We start from the raw sequence: 14,367 nt of genomic DNA, 5'->3' as shown, positions 1-14,367 counted from the left end.
CGCCATGGCCGAGATCATCGCCAACTCCCTCCGCTTCCACGTCCAGCGGCTGCCCGCCGCCGACGCTGGCTCGGGCACGACGGCCGTCTTCCTCCATGGCCTGGTCGTCGACAACCTCTCCAGCTTCTACGCCACGCTCGCCGTCCCCGCCGCCCGCGCCGGACACGACGTCGTCCTGTACGACCTGCGCGGCCACGGGCGCAGCGAGCGCCCGCCCACCGGCTACGACACCCGGACCTCGGTGGCGGACCTGACCGCCCTGCTCGCCGCAATGGAGCTCGACGAACGCCCGGTACACCTCATCGGCAACAGTTACGGCGGCACACTCGCCCTGCACACCGCGCTCGCTCGCCCCGACCTCGTCGCCGGGCTCGTGCTGATCGAGCCCCCGCTGAACGGGCCCTGGATCGAGAACATGCTCGACACACTCTCCGTCGCCGCTCTCGGCCTCGAAGGCAGCCAGGTGCCGCGCGAACTCGCCTTGCTCGGCGCGCGCAAGGCGGCACGGCTGACCGCCACGGCCGACGAACTCCTCAACCGCACCAGCCTGGTCGACGACATCGCGGCGGCACGGACGTTCACGGCCGAGGACTTCGCCCGGGTGAGCTGTCCGGTGCTGGCCGTCTGCGGAGAGCACTCCGAACTCGTCCCCGGCGTCCGGGAACTGGCCCGCCACGCGCCCTTGTGCACCGTCCGCATCCTGGCGGGTCTCGGCCACGACGTCCTGCAGGGCGGCACCGGCGAGCTCCGCCAAGCAGTCCTCGACCGGCTGGCCGAGGCCGCGCTGCGGCAGCCCGAGGCGGTGACGGTATGAGAGTGCTGTTTGCCGTCCCGCCGCTCGCCGGGCACGTCAACCCCACGGTCGCCGTCGCCGCCGAACTCACCGCGCGCGGACACCAGGTCGCCTGGACCGGTCCCGCCGAGGTCCTGCCCTCTCTGCTGCCCGCACGCGCCACTCTCCTCCCGGCCGGCGACCGCACCGGGCCCGGGGGCTACGGCACACTGCACGGCCGCTGGCGCGATCTGCGTGGCGTCGCCGCCCTGCGCTTTCTGTGGGAGGAGGCGCTCATCCCGCTCGCCCACGCAATGCTGCCCGGAGTCGAGGAGGCGGTCGATGCATACGCCCCCGATGTGCTCGTCGCCGACCAACAGGCCCTCGCCGGGGCCGTGACCGCCCGGCGGCGCGGACTGCCGTGGGTGACCTCCGCGACGACCACGGCCGAGTTCACCCGGCCCTTCGCCGGATTCCCCAAGGTGGGGGAGTGGGTGACAGACCGGATCGCCGGCTTCCTGACCGAGGCCGGCGCGCCCGCGGACTGGGACCCGCGCTTCTCGGACCGCCTGGTCCTGGTCTTCTCCACCCCCGAACTCCTCGGCGCGGACGAGGCCGGTCCCGACCACCACGCCTTCGTCGGTCCCGCGCTGGGCACCCGCCCGGCAGACGCCTCGTCCTTCCCCTGGCGGCGGCTGGATCCCGTACGACGCCGGGTGCTGGTCTCGCTTGGCACCCTCAACCGCGAGGCGGGCGGCCGTTTCTACACCGCGGTCCTGCGGGCCGCGGAGCGCCTGGCCGACCAGGTGCAGCTGATCGTGGCCGCACCCACGGACGTGGTCGGCGAGGTGCGCGCGGACCATGTCCTGCTTCAGGAGTACGTCCCCCAACTCCCGCTGCTGGCACATCTCGACGCCGTGGTCTGCCACGGCGGGCACAACACCGTCTGCGAGGCACTCGCGCACGGTCTGCCCCTGGTCGTCGCGCCGGTCCGTGACGACCAGCCGATCGTCGCGCGGCAGGTCGAGGCGGCCGGGGCAGGCATCCGGGTGCGCTTCGGCCGCCCCCGCGCCGACGACATCCACGCCGCTCTGAGCGCCGTTCTCGACGGCCCGGACCACCGCCGGGCCGCCCGCCGAATCCAGGCATCCTTCGCGGCGGCCGGAGGTGCCGCGGCCGCGGCCGACAGGTTGGAGAAGCTGCTATGACACAGTCCCGTACACGCCGCGTCCCGTGGGCCGCGCTCGCCGCCCTGGCCGGCCTCACCGCGGGCACGGTGCGCGCCCGCCGCCGACTGGCCGCCGTACCCGTGCTGGATCCGGCAGCCCCCGCGGACGGCGTGGCCCTGGACGGCTGGCAGCTGATCACCGGGCAGGGCGTCGAGGTCGACAAGGCCACCCTGACCGCCGCCGTCGCCCACGCGGAACATACCGGCCTGCAACTCCTCGACCTGTTCCCCGGCGGCATCGACACGGAGCGCGCGCTGGGCCTGCTCCGTGATCTTGAACTCAAGGACTCCCGCTTTGCCCGCACGGGCACGGTGCGCGGCGCAGGACACGCCGTACTTGTCGCGGACGGCGTCCGGGACCGGTCGGGAACCGAGGCAGGGACCGACCTCGACACCGCGGAACTGCACACCCTGCTCTGCCGTTTGAAGGAGTACGCCACCGCCGCGACCGGCACCGCCATCGCCCCCGGGCTGACCGCCCCGGCCCCCGACCTCGCCGGGCGCGTCGCGGAGTTGCGCGCCCAGGGACTGCCCCCGCGTCTGGTGGCCGCCGCTCAACTGGCCGGCCTGGTCCTGCTCGTCCGTGCGGCCGTCAAAGACCGCCGCTGGGGTGCCGTCGCGCTGGCCCTCTACTGGCTGCAACCCACCCTGGTCCTCGGCGGCAAGCGCAGCCCGTTGCGCCCGGGGGACCTGTCGCGCGCCACCGCCCTGCGCCCACTGCGCTCCTTCGCCACCGCCCTGCGCACCGCGGCGAGCCACGATCCGGGCTCGGCACAAACGGTGTCCGCGCTGACGGCGCTGCGGCCCGCCTACACCGCCGACCTCAAGGAGGGCACCGAGCGGTTCCTCGAACCGCGCCGCCCCGACTGCCCCTGGTGCGGCTCGGCCGAACTCGCCGTACGCGTGCACATGCCTGATCTGTTCCAGGGCAAGCCCGGCCACTTCACCCTCGAACAGTGCGGTGACTGCGGGCATGTCTTCCAGAACCCCCGCCTCTCCCTCGAAGGACTCGACTTCTACTACCGCGACTTCTACGACGGCCTCGGTGTCGGCGGCGCCGCCCATGTGTTCGGCACGATGGGCCCCTCGTACCGTGGCCGCGCGGCCATGCTGAAACCGTTCGGCGAGCCTGCCGCCTGGCTCGACGTGGGCACCGGCCACGGCCACTTCTGCGACAGCGCGCGCGACATCTGGCCCGGGACCCGCTTCGACGGCCTGGACATGTCGGACGCCGTGCGCGAGGCCGAGGCCCGCGGCTGGATCGGCACCGCTCACCGCGGCCAGTTCCCCGAGCTCGCCCCCGGACTCGTCAACCGCTACGACACCGTCAGCATGTACCACTACCTGGAACACACCCGGGACCCGCTCGCCGAGCTCGATGCGGCCGCCCAGGTGCTGCCGCCCGGCGGGCATCTGCTCATCGAGCTGCCCGACCCCGAGTCACGGCTCTCCCGGCTCCTCGGCCCGTACTGGCTGCCCTGGTTCCAGCCCCAGCACCAGCACCTCATCCCGCTCGCCAACCTCCGGCAGGCGCTCGCCGACCGCGGGTTCACGGTCCTGGCCGAGGAGCACGGCCCGGCCCATCAGGCATGCGACTTCGTCGGCGCCGTGCTGCTCACCGCGAACCGGCTCGCTCCCAACCCGTACGCCCCCTGGGGGGCGGGCAAGGCCACCGTGCCGCAGCGGGCCTTCCGCGCAGCCGTACAGACCGCGGCGCTGCCGTGCTACGCCGCCGCTGCGGCCCTGGACAGAGTGCGCGCGGCAGTGGCCCGTGCCACCGACGGGGGCAACGCCTACCGGTTGATCGCCCGCAGGACGCAGGCGGCCCCCGGGCCGCGGTGACCGGCATGCTGGACATCGCCCGCCGCCACACGGCCGACCCGCTCTTCCGGCTGGTCGCCTACGCTCTCGAATCGGCACACGACCGGCCGCCGGCCACGGTGTGGAGCGCCCCGCACGCCTTCCACCTCGGCTCGCCGCATCTCGTCGCCGCCGCGGGCTGGCCCGTGGCGGCCGCCGCGGCACCGCGTGAAGACGGCATCGTACGGCTGAGTTCGCTCGCCCACCCCGCACACAGCTGCGAACTCCCGCTCAGCGGCCCGGCGTCACCCCACCCCGACTGGGCAGCCCGCAGCTACGCCCTCCTGCGGACCATGGCCCGCCACGGATACGGCCGCGGCGGTATCGACCTGCACATCCACTCCACGCTGACGGCCGCGACCGGGCTGTCGAGCGCCGAACCGCTGGAGTGCGCGGTGGCGCTCGCGGTCGCCGACCTGCACGCCGGGCGCAGCCGACCACGCCCGCCGCGCGGCAGGCTCGCCGCCCTCGCGCGGGCCGCCGGGCCCGGCGGCAATGAGGCGTTGCGCGAGGCCGTGCTGTTCGCCCGCCCCGGCCGGGCACTCCTGCTCGGCGAGCACGGACGGCGCCGCGTCCGCTTCGACCCTGCCGAGTACGGGGCCCGGCTGATGCTGTTGGTGACCCGCGGGGAAAGCCCGGGCCCTGGCGACATCCGGCGCGCTGTGGCGAGCGCCCGGCGCGCTGGCGCTACGGCCGCCTGGTGGCCCGGGCTGCGGCCGGAGCGCAGCGCCCTGGTGCTGCTGCCGCAGGACCGGGTGAGTGACATCCGTACCACCGTTGCCGAGGAGTTCCGCGCCGGCGGCCACCGTGTGCCGCGCTTCGTGAACATCACCGTGGCGGGCGCGGCCCGCCGCGAGGAGTGAGAATGAAGAAGGAGGGACACCGAGTGAATCGGACACCGAACCGAAAACCCGACACCGGCGGCGGCAGCAGCGTCCGGGGGTGGCGGGTGACGGCCGCAGGGATCTTCAGCATCCTCTGTCTCGTCGCCACCTACGGTGCCGCCGACTCCCGCGCCGCAGAGCCGCAGGCGAGTGCCGCCGCACTGCCCGGCTACGACCACGTGGTCGTCGTCGTCTTCGAGAACAAGCAGTACGGCGAGATCATCGGCAGTGCCAATGCGCCCTACATCAACCAGCTCGCCACCGCCGGCGCAAGCCTCACCGGCATGAAGGCGCTGACGCACCCCAGCCAGCCGAACTACTTCAACCTCTTCTCCGGCACCACTCAGGGGGTCACCTCAGACGGCTGCTACACCCCCCAGTCGATGAGCGCCCCCAACCTCGGTCAGGAACTGATCGCCGCGGGCAAGACCTTCGCCACCTACAACGAAGACCTTCCGAGCGAAGGATCCACCGCCTGCACCAACGGCCAGTACGCACAGAAGCACAACCCGTGGTTCGCCTTCAAGAACGTGCCCCTCAACACCGGCAAGACCTGGGCGCAGTTCCCGAAGAGCGATTTCACCCAGCTGCCGAACCTGTCGTTCGTCGTTCCGAACCAGTGCAACGACATGCATTCCTGTTCGGTCGGCACCGGCGACTCCTGGCTCAAGAACAGTCTCGGCGCCTACGCCGATTGGGCAAAGGCACACAACAGCCTGCTGGTGCTCACGTGGGACGAGGACAACTACCTCGGCTCCAACCAGATCGCAACGGTCTTCTCCGGGGCCAAGGTCAAGCAGGGCAAGTACGGCGGCGCGTACAACCACTACAACCTGCTGCGCACCCTTGAGGATCTCTTCGGCACGGCCCATGCAGGCAACGCGGCAACCGCCACACCCATCAGCGAGGTGTTCGGTGACGGGACTCCGCCGGGCGGGGCCCTGAGTGTGGCCAACCCTGGTGCGCAGACGTGCAGGTTCAACCAGAGCTGCACCATCCAGATCACCGCCACGGGCGGCACGGCTCCGCTCACGTTAGCCGCTTCCGGGCTGCCGTTCGGCCTCTCCATCGACGCCACGACCGGCAGGATCACCGGCAAGCCCTGGCAGGTCGGCACCCTCCAGGTCACCGCCACAGCGACAGACTCCGCCGGAGCCTCGGACAGCACCACCTTCCCTCTCACGGTCAACTGGTTCTGACCTCGGCCGGAAGGGGAGACGCTGTGTATCTGTCGGCCAGCCGGGCCGCCGACACCACGGCGGGCATACGCACCCGCCCGCCGCGCGGCACCAAGGTCCGCCGTGCGGTCGCCGGAAATGTGATCGCCCTGGGCGCGGTCAGCCTCCTCACGGACGTCTCCGCCGAGATGGTCACCGCCGTACTGCCGCTCTATCTCGTTGTCGGCCTCGGAATGTCCCCGCTCGCCTTCGGCGCCCTCGACGGCCTCTATCAGGGCGCGACCGTCCTGTCCCGGCTGGCGGGCGGCCATCTCGCCGACCGCGCCCAGCGCCGCAAACTGCTCGCCGGTATCGGCTACGCCATCTCCGCCGGATGCAAACTCGCCCTGCTCGCCGTTACGACACCCTGGGGGATCGGTGCCGTCCTCGCCGCGGACCGCAGCGGTAAGGGGCTGCGCACCGCCCCGCGGGACGCGCTCATCTCCCTGTCCTGCCCGCCCGAGGAACAGGGCCGCGCCTTCGGGGTCCACCGGGCGATGGACACCGCGGGGGCGCTGTTGGGCCCGCTCGCCGCCTTCGCGGTGCTGTGGGCCGCACGTGACGGCTACGACGCCGTGTTCGTGGTCAGCTTCTGCGTCGCCGCACTCGGCGTACTGCTGCTCGTCCTCTTCGTACGGGACACCTCGGCGGGAAAGGCCGAGCGCGCGACGGTGAGCCGAACACCCAGCAACCGCAGGGTACTTCGGGCCCCCGCCCGCACCCGTGGCCTGCCGCGGCTCTGCCTGATCGCCGCGCTGCTCGGCGCGGTCACGGTGAGCGACTCGTTCCTCTATCTGCTGCTACAGCGCCGTCTCGACCTGCCCACCCCGTACTTCCCGCTGCTGCCCGTCGGTGCGGCCACCGGATTCCTGCTGCTGGCGGTGCCGCTGGGACGGCTGGCGGACCGGATCGGTCGCCCGGGGGTCTTCCTCGCCGGGCACGGGGCGCTGCTCATCGCATATCTGCTGCTCCTCGCGCCCTGGGGCGGCGGTCGGGTGGCAGCCGGGTGCGTACTCATCCTGCTCGGTACGTTCTACGCGGCCACTGACGGCGTGCTGATGGCCGCGACAGGTCCGCTGCTGCCCCCGCAGCTGACGGCGAGCGGACTCGCGCTGGTGCAGTCGTCACAAGCCCTCGCCCGTTTCGGCGGCTCACTTCTCTTCGGCGTGGGCTGGATGTACCTCGGGCCCGAAGGCGCTCTGACCGTGGCCGCTGCGGCTCTGGCGCTCGCCCTGATCGCGGTCGCCGCCTTCCATCAACGGAGTCGCGCATGAAAACCCGTTCCAAACTGCTCGTCCTCGTCGTCGCCGCCGCACTCCTGGCCGCGGTCGCCACCGTCGCCACTCTGCGTGCCGCCGACCGTGCCGCCGAACGCGACCGCGCCCGGCCTGGCGAACCGGTCGCCCACGCCGGTGCGGTGACCTTGCGTCAGCAGGGCAGGCTGCTCTTCCGTAACCTCGCCTGGGGTCCGCAACGCGATCGCGTCTCGTCGGTCCCGCTGAACACTCCGGCCGGGCCTCGTCTCTCCGCGCCCCGCGACTGCCTGCGCTTCCACGCGGCGGCCGGCACCGGCATCTGCCTGCGGGCCACGGGCGGAGTGGTCCCCGGCCATGAAGCAGTGCTCCTGGACGCGAAGCTGCGAGCCGTCCGCAGTTTCCGGGTGCCCGGGATTCCCACACGCGCCCGGGTATCACCGAGCGGCCGGCTCGCTGCGTGGACGGTCTTCGTCAGCGGAGACTCGTACGCGGGTGGCGCGTTCTCCACCCGTACCGCCATCTACGACACACGGACCGGAACCCTCCATCCCGACCTCGAGAAGTTCACCGTCCTCAAGGACGGCCGCCGCCACCGGGCCGCCGACGCCAACTTCTGGGGCGTCACCTTCGCCGCGGACGACAACCGCTTCTACGCGACTCTTGCCACCGGTGGTCATACCTACCTCGTGGAAGGCGACCTCGCTCGGCGCACGCTGCGCACCCTGCACGAGAACGTCGAGTGCCCCTCCCTCTCCCCGGACGGCGCCCGCGTAGCCTTCAAGAAACGCGTCCCGGGCGCTCCCGCCGACACCCCGTGGCGGCTGTATGTCCTGGACCTGCGCAGCGGCCGGGAGACAGCGCTCGCCGAGCAGAGAAGCGTCGACGACCAGGCACTGTGGCTGGACGGCCGTACGCTCCTCTACGCGCTGCCCGGCGACTTCGGTGCCGATCTCTGGTCGGTCCGGGCCGACGGGAGCGGCACGCCAGGGATGTTGGTGAAATCAGGTGTCTCTCCGGCTGTGATCGGCTGAGCCCTCATCTGTCCGCCATGGCGAGGTCCTGGCGGTTCTTTCAGGTGATCGTGGCCTGTCACCGGGGTGCTTCGGGGCGGGGCTGGCCACCATGGCCGCATGATCAACAAGAGTCACGGCCTCGTGCGGAGTCGTCGGTCGGTGCTGCCGGCCCTCGCGCTGACGACGCTCGCCGTAACGCCGGCCGCCGCCAGTGGGGACGCCGGTGCTGACGCCGGTGCGGTCCGCGCACCGGCCGCCGAGCGTCGCGTGGCGGCCTACCTGCAGAGCATCCATGACCGGCCGGAGGAACTCGCCTCGTTCTTCCGCCGATTGCCCAAGGGCGGCGACCTGCACAGCCATCTCTCCGGCGCCGCATCGACCGAACTGCTGATGGACCTGGCCGTCGAGGACGGTCTCTGCATCGAGAACGACACCCAGCGGGCTCTCCCGCCGCCGTGTCCGGCGGGCAGCCGGCCCGCCGCCGAGTTGAACACCGACGCCGGCTTCCGGCAGCAGGTGCTGCGTGCCTGGTCGATGCAGGACTTCACACCCGGCGCCGAGTCCGGGCACGATCACTTCTTCGCCACGTTCGGCAAGTTCGGCGAGGCGACCTGGCGACATCCCGGCAAACTGATGGCCGACGTCTCGAACACGGTGGCCAGGCAGAACCAGTTCTACCAAGAGCTGATGATCACCCCGAACAGTCAGGGTGCCAAGGCACTCGCCGACCGGGTCGGCTACGACGCGAATCTGCCCCAGCTGCACCGCAAGCTGCTCGCCGACGGCGCGATGGACCAGGTCGTGCGGCAGGCCCGGACGGAAGCCGACCGGGGACTCGCGGAGTTCCGCGCCGTCGCCCACTGCGACAGCGCACATCCGGACCCGGGCTGCGCGGTGCCCTTCCTGTTCATCTCGCAGGTGTCGCGCAACTCAACCCCCGAGCGGGTGTTCACCCAGATGGTGCTGGCCATGGAACTGGCCGAACGCGACCCGCGGTTCGCCGCGGTGAACCTGGTCCAGCCCGAGGACGGGGTCGAATCCCTGCGGGACTACAGCCTGCACATGCGGATGCTCAACTATTTGCACGGCGTCCACCCCCGGGCGCACATCACCCTGCACGCCGGCGAACTGGCCCCCGGCCTGGTCAAGCCCGAGGACCTGGCCTTCCACATCCGTGAGGCCGTGAATATCGCAGGAGCCGAGCGGATCGGGCACGGCGTCGACATCCGGCACGAGGACGCGAGGGACGAACTCCTGGCGACCATGGCCGCGCGCCGTGTCGCCGTCGAGGTCCCACTCAGCAGCAACGACCAGATCCTCGGTGTGTCGGGCCCCGAACATCCCTTCCCGCTCTACCGGCAGCGTGGCGTCCCCGTCGTGCTCGCCACGGATGACGCGGGTGTCTCCCGGATCACCATCAGCGACGAATACCTGCGCGCGGCCCGGACGTACGACCTGTCCTACCGCGACCTGAAGGACCTGGCCCGCGCCTCGCTCGAGTACGCCTTCCTGCCGGGCCGCAGCCTGTGGGACGCACCCGGCCGCCACCGCCGGGTGCGCGAGTGCCGCGCCGAACGACCGGGGGAGCGCGAACCGGGCCCCGGATGTGCGGCATTCCTCGCGGCCAGCCCGAAGGCGAGCGTGGAATGGCGTCAGGAGGCGGCGTTCACGGCCTTCGAACACCGGGTTCCCGCGTCCCGGCCCTAGCGTCCTGTCCGGCCGGATCGCCGGCCGGGAGTGAGCCCGTCAGAGGGTCCACTGGTCTTGCACAGCTTCGTCGTCCATACTGCCCGCCGTGGACCAGCGCATAGATCCAGATATTCAGCTCGAGGGCACCGTTGGGACGGACCCGGCGTACATTCCCGGCCTCAGCCTCCCCCGCCCTGCCGGGACGGAGGAGGCAGACCCGAAGCAGGACCAGGAGGGATCGCCCGACGAGGCCGTCCCGCAAGACGCCGAGCCGCACGACTCCCAGCCGGACGACTCCCAGCCGGTGGGCGGCGCCGAAGATGCGGCCGCTGTCGGTGAGGAAGGCGCCGCCACGGAGGCGGAGGCGGACGTAGGCGGTCCTGTATTCGAGGTCAGCGACCGGCGCGGCTCGATCACTGCGGACCGTGACGGCGTCCGGTTCCGGCTGGACGACCAGGAGGCCGAGTTCCGGTGGGACGAGATCGGGGCGGTCGAGGTCAAGTCGCCACGATTCGGGCGCCGGTTCACCGTCACGGTCCACCTCGCGACCCGCCGCTGGTTCGACGCCGAGGTCGAGGCCCCGGCCAGGAGCCTCCTCCCGGAGTGGACGGCAGAGCTCGACGCGGTCCTGGACGCCTACTTCGAGGAGTCCTGACCGGCCGTCCGGCGATCCCGCCGTCGCGGTCCCTCACCGAGTCATGACGGCATGGGCGCGGACCGGTCGTCGTACGTGCCCGCGGCCACGCGCCGCGTGGCGAGGCTGACGACCGGTTCTGCGCCCCCTGCCGTCCTGCCCTGTGCCGTCCGCAGAGTGCCCGGAGTGCGGCAGCGTGTTCAACGCCACGGCCACCACCCGCGACCTGGTCAGAAGCCGTCGGGTACGGTGACCAACGCTCCACACAGACCCACAAACTCATCGACACCGTCCACGAGGACGCCGGATGCCATGGCAGCGCCGGGTGCGACACGACAGGGGAGTTTGATGTTCCGCAAGGTATTGGTCGCCAACCGAGGTGAGATCGCCATCCGCGCGTTCCGCGCGGCGTTCGAGCTCGGCATCTCCACGGTGGCGGTGTTCCCTTACGAGGACCGCAACTCACTGCACCGGGCCAAGGCGGACGAGGCATACCAAATCGGTGAACCCGGCCATCCCGTACGGGCGTACCTCTCGGTCGATGAGGTGATCAAGGCGGCGCGCAAGGCCGGCGCCGACGCAATCTATCCCGGCTACGGCTTTCTGTCGGAGAACCCGGACCTGGCCGCAGCCTGCGCGGATGCGGGGATCACCTTCGTGGGACCACCCGCGTCCGTACTGCACCTGACGGGGAACAAGTCCCGCGCGGTCGCGGCGGCGCGGGAGGCCGGCGTCCCGGTACTCCAGTCCTCGGAGCCGTCCACGGACGTGGACGTGCTGCTCGGGGCCGCCGACAGCATCGGCTTCCCGCTGTTCGTCAAGGCCGTCGCAGGTGGCGGCGGACGGGGCATGCGCCGGGTGGCCGAACCCGGGGAGCTGCGGGAGTCGATCGACGCGGCGATGCGCGAGGCGAAGTCCGCGTTCGGCGACGCGACGGTCTTCCTCGAGCAGGCCGTGGTGAATCCGCGCCACATCGAGGTGCAGATCCTGGCTGACGCGGACGGCAATGTCGTGCACCTGTACGAGCGGGACTGCTCGGTGCAGCGGCGTCACCAGAAGGTCGTCGAGATCGCGCCCGCACCGCACCTGGACCCCCGCCTGCGCGAGCGGATCTGTGCCGACGCCGTCGCGTTCGCCCGCCACATCGGGTACGTGAACGCGGGCACCGTGGAGTTTCTCGTCGACGAGCGCGGCAACCACGTCTTCATCGAGATGAATCCGCGCATCCAGGTGGAGCACACGGTGACCGAGCAGGTCACCGGCCGGGACCTGGTGATCGGGCAACTGCGCATCGCCGCGGGTATGACTCTGCGCGAACTGCGCCTGACCCAGGACGACATCGTCCTGAACGGCACCGCCCTTCAGTGCCGCATCACCACCGAGGACCCCGCCAACGGCTTCCGGCCCGATACCGGCGTCATCTCCGCCTACCGCTCACCGGGCGGGCCCGGCGTCCGGCTCGACGGCGGCACGGTGCACACCGGCGCCGAGGTGTCGGCGCACTTCGACTCGATGCTGGTCAAGCTCACCTGTCACGGCCACGACTTCGCCAACGCCGCCCGTCGCGCGCGCCGGGCGATCGCCGAGTTCCGCATCCGTGGGGTCGCCACCAATCTCCCCTTCCTCGGCGCCGTGCTGGACCACCCCGAATTCCGGGCGGGCCGCATCACGACCAGCTTCATCGACGACCATCCGGAGTTGATGCGGGCCCGTCCGTCGGCCGACCGCGGCAGCCGCATGCTGCACTACCTCGCCGAGACCACCGTCAACCGGCCCCACGGTCCCCGCCCGGACGTCATCGACCCGATCGACAAGCTTCCTCCCACGTCACTGGGCGCGCCGCCGCCCGACGGCTCCCGGCAGCGCCTCGCGGACCTCGGACCGGAAGCCTTCGCCGCCGCACTGCGCCGTCAGTCGGCCGTCGCCGTTACGGACACGACGTTCCGTGACGCGCACCAGTCCCTGCTCGCGACCCGGGTGCGGACCCGCGATCTGCTGGCCGTGGCTCCGCATGTCGCACGTACGACGCCGCAGCTACTCAGCCTGGAGTGCTGGGGCGGCGCGACGTACGACGTGGCGCTGCGATTCCTGGCCGAGGACCCCTGGGAGCGACTCGCCGCCATCCGGGAGGCGGTACCCAATGTGTGCACCCAGATGCTGCTGCGCGGGCGCAACACCGTTGGCTACACGCCTTATCCGACGGAAGTGACGGAAGCGTTCGTCGCCGAGGCCGCAGCGACCGGGATGGATATCTTCCGGATCTTCGACGCGCTCAACGACGTCTCACAGATGCGCCCGGCGATCGACGCGGTGCGGGCCACGGGCACGGCCCTGGCCGAGGTCGCGCTCTGCTACACCGCGGACCTGTCGGACCCCGGCGAGACGCTCTACACGCTGGACTACTACCTGCGCCTGGCCGAGCAGATCGTCGAAGCGGGCGCGCACGTACTCGCGATCAAGGACATGGCCGGGCTGCTGCGCCCGCCCGCCGCCCGGACGCTGGTGACGGCGCTGCGCGAGCGGTTCGACCTCCCCGTGCATCTGCACACCCACGACACGGCAGGCGGGCAGCTCGCGACGCTGATCGCCGCGATCGACGCGGGGGTCGACGCCGTCGACGCCGCGGTCGCCTCGATGGCCGGCACCACCAGCCAGCCGTCCCTGTCGGCACTGGTGGCGGCGACGGACCATACGGACCGGGCGACCGGGTTGTCGCTGCAGGCCGTCGGCGATCTGGAGCCGTACTGGGAGGCGACGCGGAAGGTCTACGCGCCGTTCGAGTCCGGTCTTGCCTCGCCCACCGGGCGGGTCTACCACCATGAGATCCCCGGCGGGCAGCTGTCGAACCTGCGTCAGCAAGCCATCGCTCTCGGCCTCGGCGACCGCTTCGAGCTGATCGAGGACTGCTACGCGGCGGCGGACCGGATGCTCGGCCGGCTGGTGAAGGTGACTCCGTCGTCGAAGGTGGTGGGCGACCTCGCACTGCATCTGGTCGGAGCCGGCGTCGAGGCCGCGGACTTCGAGTCCGACCCCGGCAAGTTCGACGTGCCGGACTCGGTGATCGGATTCCTGCGCGGCGAGTTGGGCGACCCGCCCGGCGGCTGGCCCGAGCCGTTCCGCACGCGCGCGTTGCAGGGCCGCCCGGCGCAGGCGAAGGCCCCCACGCTGTCGGCCGAGGACCGGAGCAGTCTGCAGGACGCACCCCGGGCGACGCTGAACCGGCTGCTGTTCCCGGGCCCGACGAAGGAGTTCGACGCCCACCGTGAGGCGTACGGCGACACCTCCGTACTGCGTACACAGGACTACTTCTACGGCCTGGAACCGGAGACCGAGCACACGGTCACCCTTGAGCCCGGCGTCACGCTGCTGATTGAGCTGGAAGCCATCTCCGAGGCGGACGAACGGGGCTTTCGTTCGGTGGTGGCCACGCTCAACGGGCAGCTGCGGCCGGTGGCGGTGCGGGACAAGTCCGTCGCCACGGAGGTCAAAGCGGCGGAGAAGGCCGAGCGGGGCAACGACCGCCATGTCGCGGCGCCCTTCGCCGGGGTGGTCACGCTGCAGGTGGAGGAGGGCGAATCGGTGTCCGTGGGGCAGACGGTGGCGACCATCGAGGCGATGAAGATGGAGGCCTCCATCACCGCCCAGCGTGCCGGTACCGTTCAGCGGCTGGCGATCGGCAGGATCCAGCAGGTCGAGGCGGGCGACCTGCTGATCGAGATCGGCGGCTGACGCCGACATCGGCGATGATCCGAAGGCGTGGCGACCGCCGCACCTTCGGGTCATCCGTCGGACGGGCGGGGTCCACGGCGGGGCT

Annotated in this window: 10 protein-coding genes; all 10 read left to right on the top strand. The window is 71.4% G+C overall.

Annotation, left to right across the window (positions count from 1 at the left end; translation table 11 throughout):
• Window positions 1-4 precede the first annotated feature (4 nt).
• The 10 genes from ACI2LP_RS22915 (at window position 5) to ACI2LP_RS22870 (ending at window position 14,282) form a co-directional block, all read left to right on the top strand.
• Window positions 5-814 carry an alpha/beta fold hydrolase gene (locus tag ACI2LP_RS22915; RefSeq protein ID WP_404726361.1) on the top strand — a complete coding sequence of 270 codons (810 nt, stop codon included), beginning with the start codon at window positions 5-7 and terminating at the stop codon, window positions 812-814.
• Window positions 811-1,980 carry a glycosyltransferase gene (locus ACI2LP_RS22910; protein WP_404726360.1) on the top strand — a complete coding sequence of 390 codons (1,170 nt, stop codon included), beginning with the start codon at window positions 811-813 and terminating at the stop codon, window positions 1,978-1,980. The genes ACI2LP_RS22915 and ACI2LP_RS22910 overlap by 4 nt, the downstream gene beginning before the upstream one ends.
• Window positions 1,977-3,842: a class I SAM-dependent methyltransferase gene (locus ACI2LP_RS22905; RefSeq protein ID WP_404726359.1), complete on the top strand. Its 1,866-nt coding sequence runs from the start codon at window positions 1,977-1,979 to the stop codon at window positions 3,840-3,842. Before ACI2LP_RS22910 ends, ACI2LP_RS22905 begins: the two co-directional genes overlap by 4 nt.
• A 5-nt stretch (window positions 3,843-3,847) precedes the next feature.
• Window positions 3,848-4,723, top strand: coding sequence for a galactokinase (locus tag ACI2LP_RS22900; RefSeq protein WP_404726358.1), 876 nt, complete (start codon window positions 3,848-3,850; stop codon window positions 4,721-4,723).
• Between the two features lie 23 nt (window positions 4,724-4,746).
• Complete coding sequence (locus ACI2LP_RS22895) at window positions 4,747-5,943, top strand: alkaline phosphatase family protein (RefSeq protein ID WP_404726357.1); 1,197 nt, start codon at window positions 4,747-4,749, stop codon at window positions 5,941-5,943.
• Between the two features lie 23 nt (window positions 5,944-5,966).
• Window positions 5,967-7,235, top strand: coding sequence for an MFS transporter (locus ACI2LP_RS22890; protein WP_404726356.1), 1,269 nt, complete (start codon window positions 5,967-5,969; stop codon window positions 7,233-7,235).
• Complete coding sequence (locus tag ACI2LP_RS22885; protein ID WP_404726355.1) at window positions 7,232-8,248, top strand: TolB family protein; 1,017 nt, start codon at window positions 7,232-7,234, stop codon at window positions 8,246-8,248. The genes ACI2LP_RS22890 and ACI2LP_RS22885 overlap by 4 nt, the downstream gene beginning before the upstream one ends.
• 99 nt (window positions 8,249-8,347) lie before the next feature.
• Window positions 8,348-9,937, top strand: coding sequence for an adenosine deaminase (locus tag ACI2LP_RS22880; RefSeq protein WP_404726354.1), 1,590 nt, complete (start codon window positions 8,348-8,350; stop codon window positions 9,935-9,937).
• 88 nt (window positions 9,938-10,025) lie between these two features.
• Window positions 10,026-10,574 (top strand): hypothetical protein, encoded by a 549-nt coding sequence (locus ACI2LP_RS22875; protein WP_404726353.1) that lies wholly within the window; start codon window positions 10,026-10,028, stop codon window positions 10,572-10,574.
• 327 nt (window positions 10,575-10,901) lie between these two features.
• Window positions 10,902-14,282: a pyruvate carboxylase gene (locus ACI2LP_RS22870; protein WP_404726352.1), complete on the top strand. Its 3,381-nt coding sequence runs from the start codon at window positions 10,902-10,904 to the stop codon at window positions 14,280-14,282.
• Window positions 14,283-14,367 lie beyond the last annotated feature (85 nt).

The sequence above is a fragment of the Streptomyces sp. NPDC019890 genome, from assembly GCF_044903445.1.
Taxonomy (GTDB): Bacteria; Actinomycetota; Actinomycetes; order Streptomycetales; family Streptomycetaceae; genus Streptomyces.
This window is presented reverse-complemented; position numbering and strand designations above follow the sequence as displayed.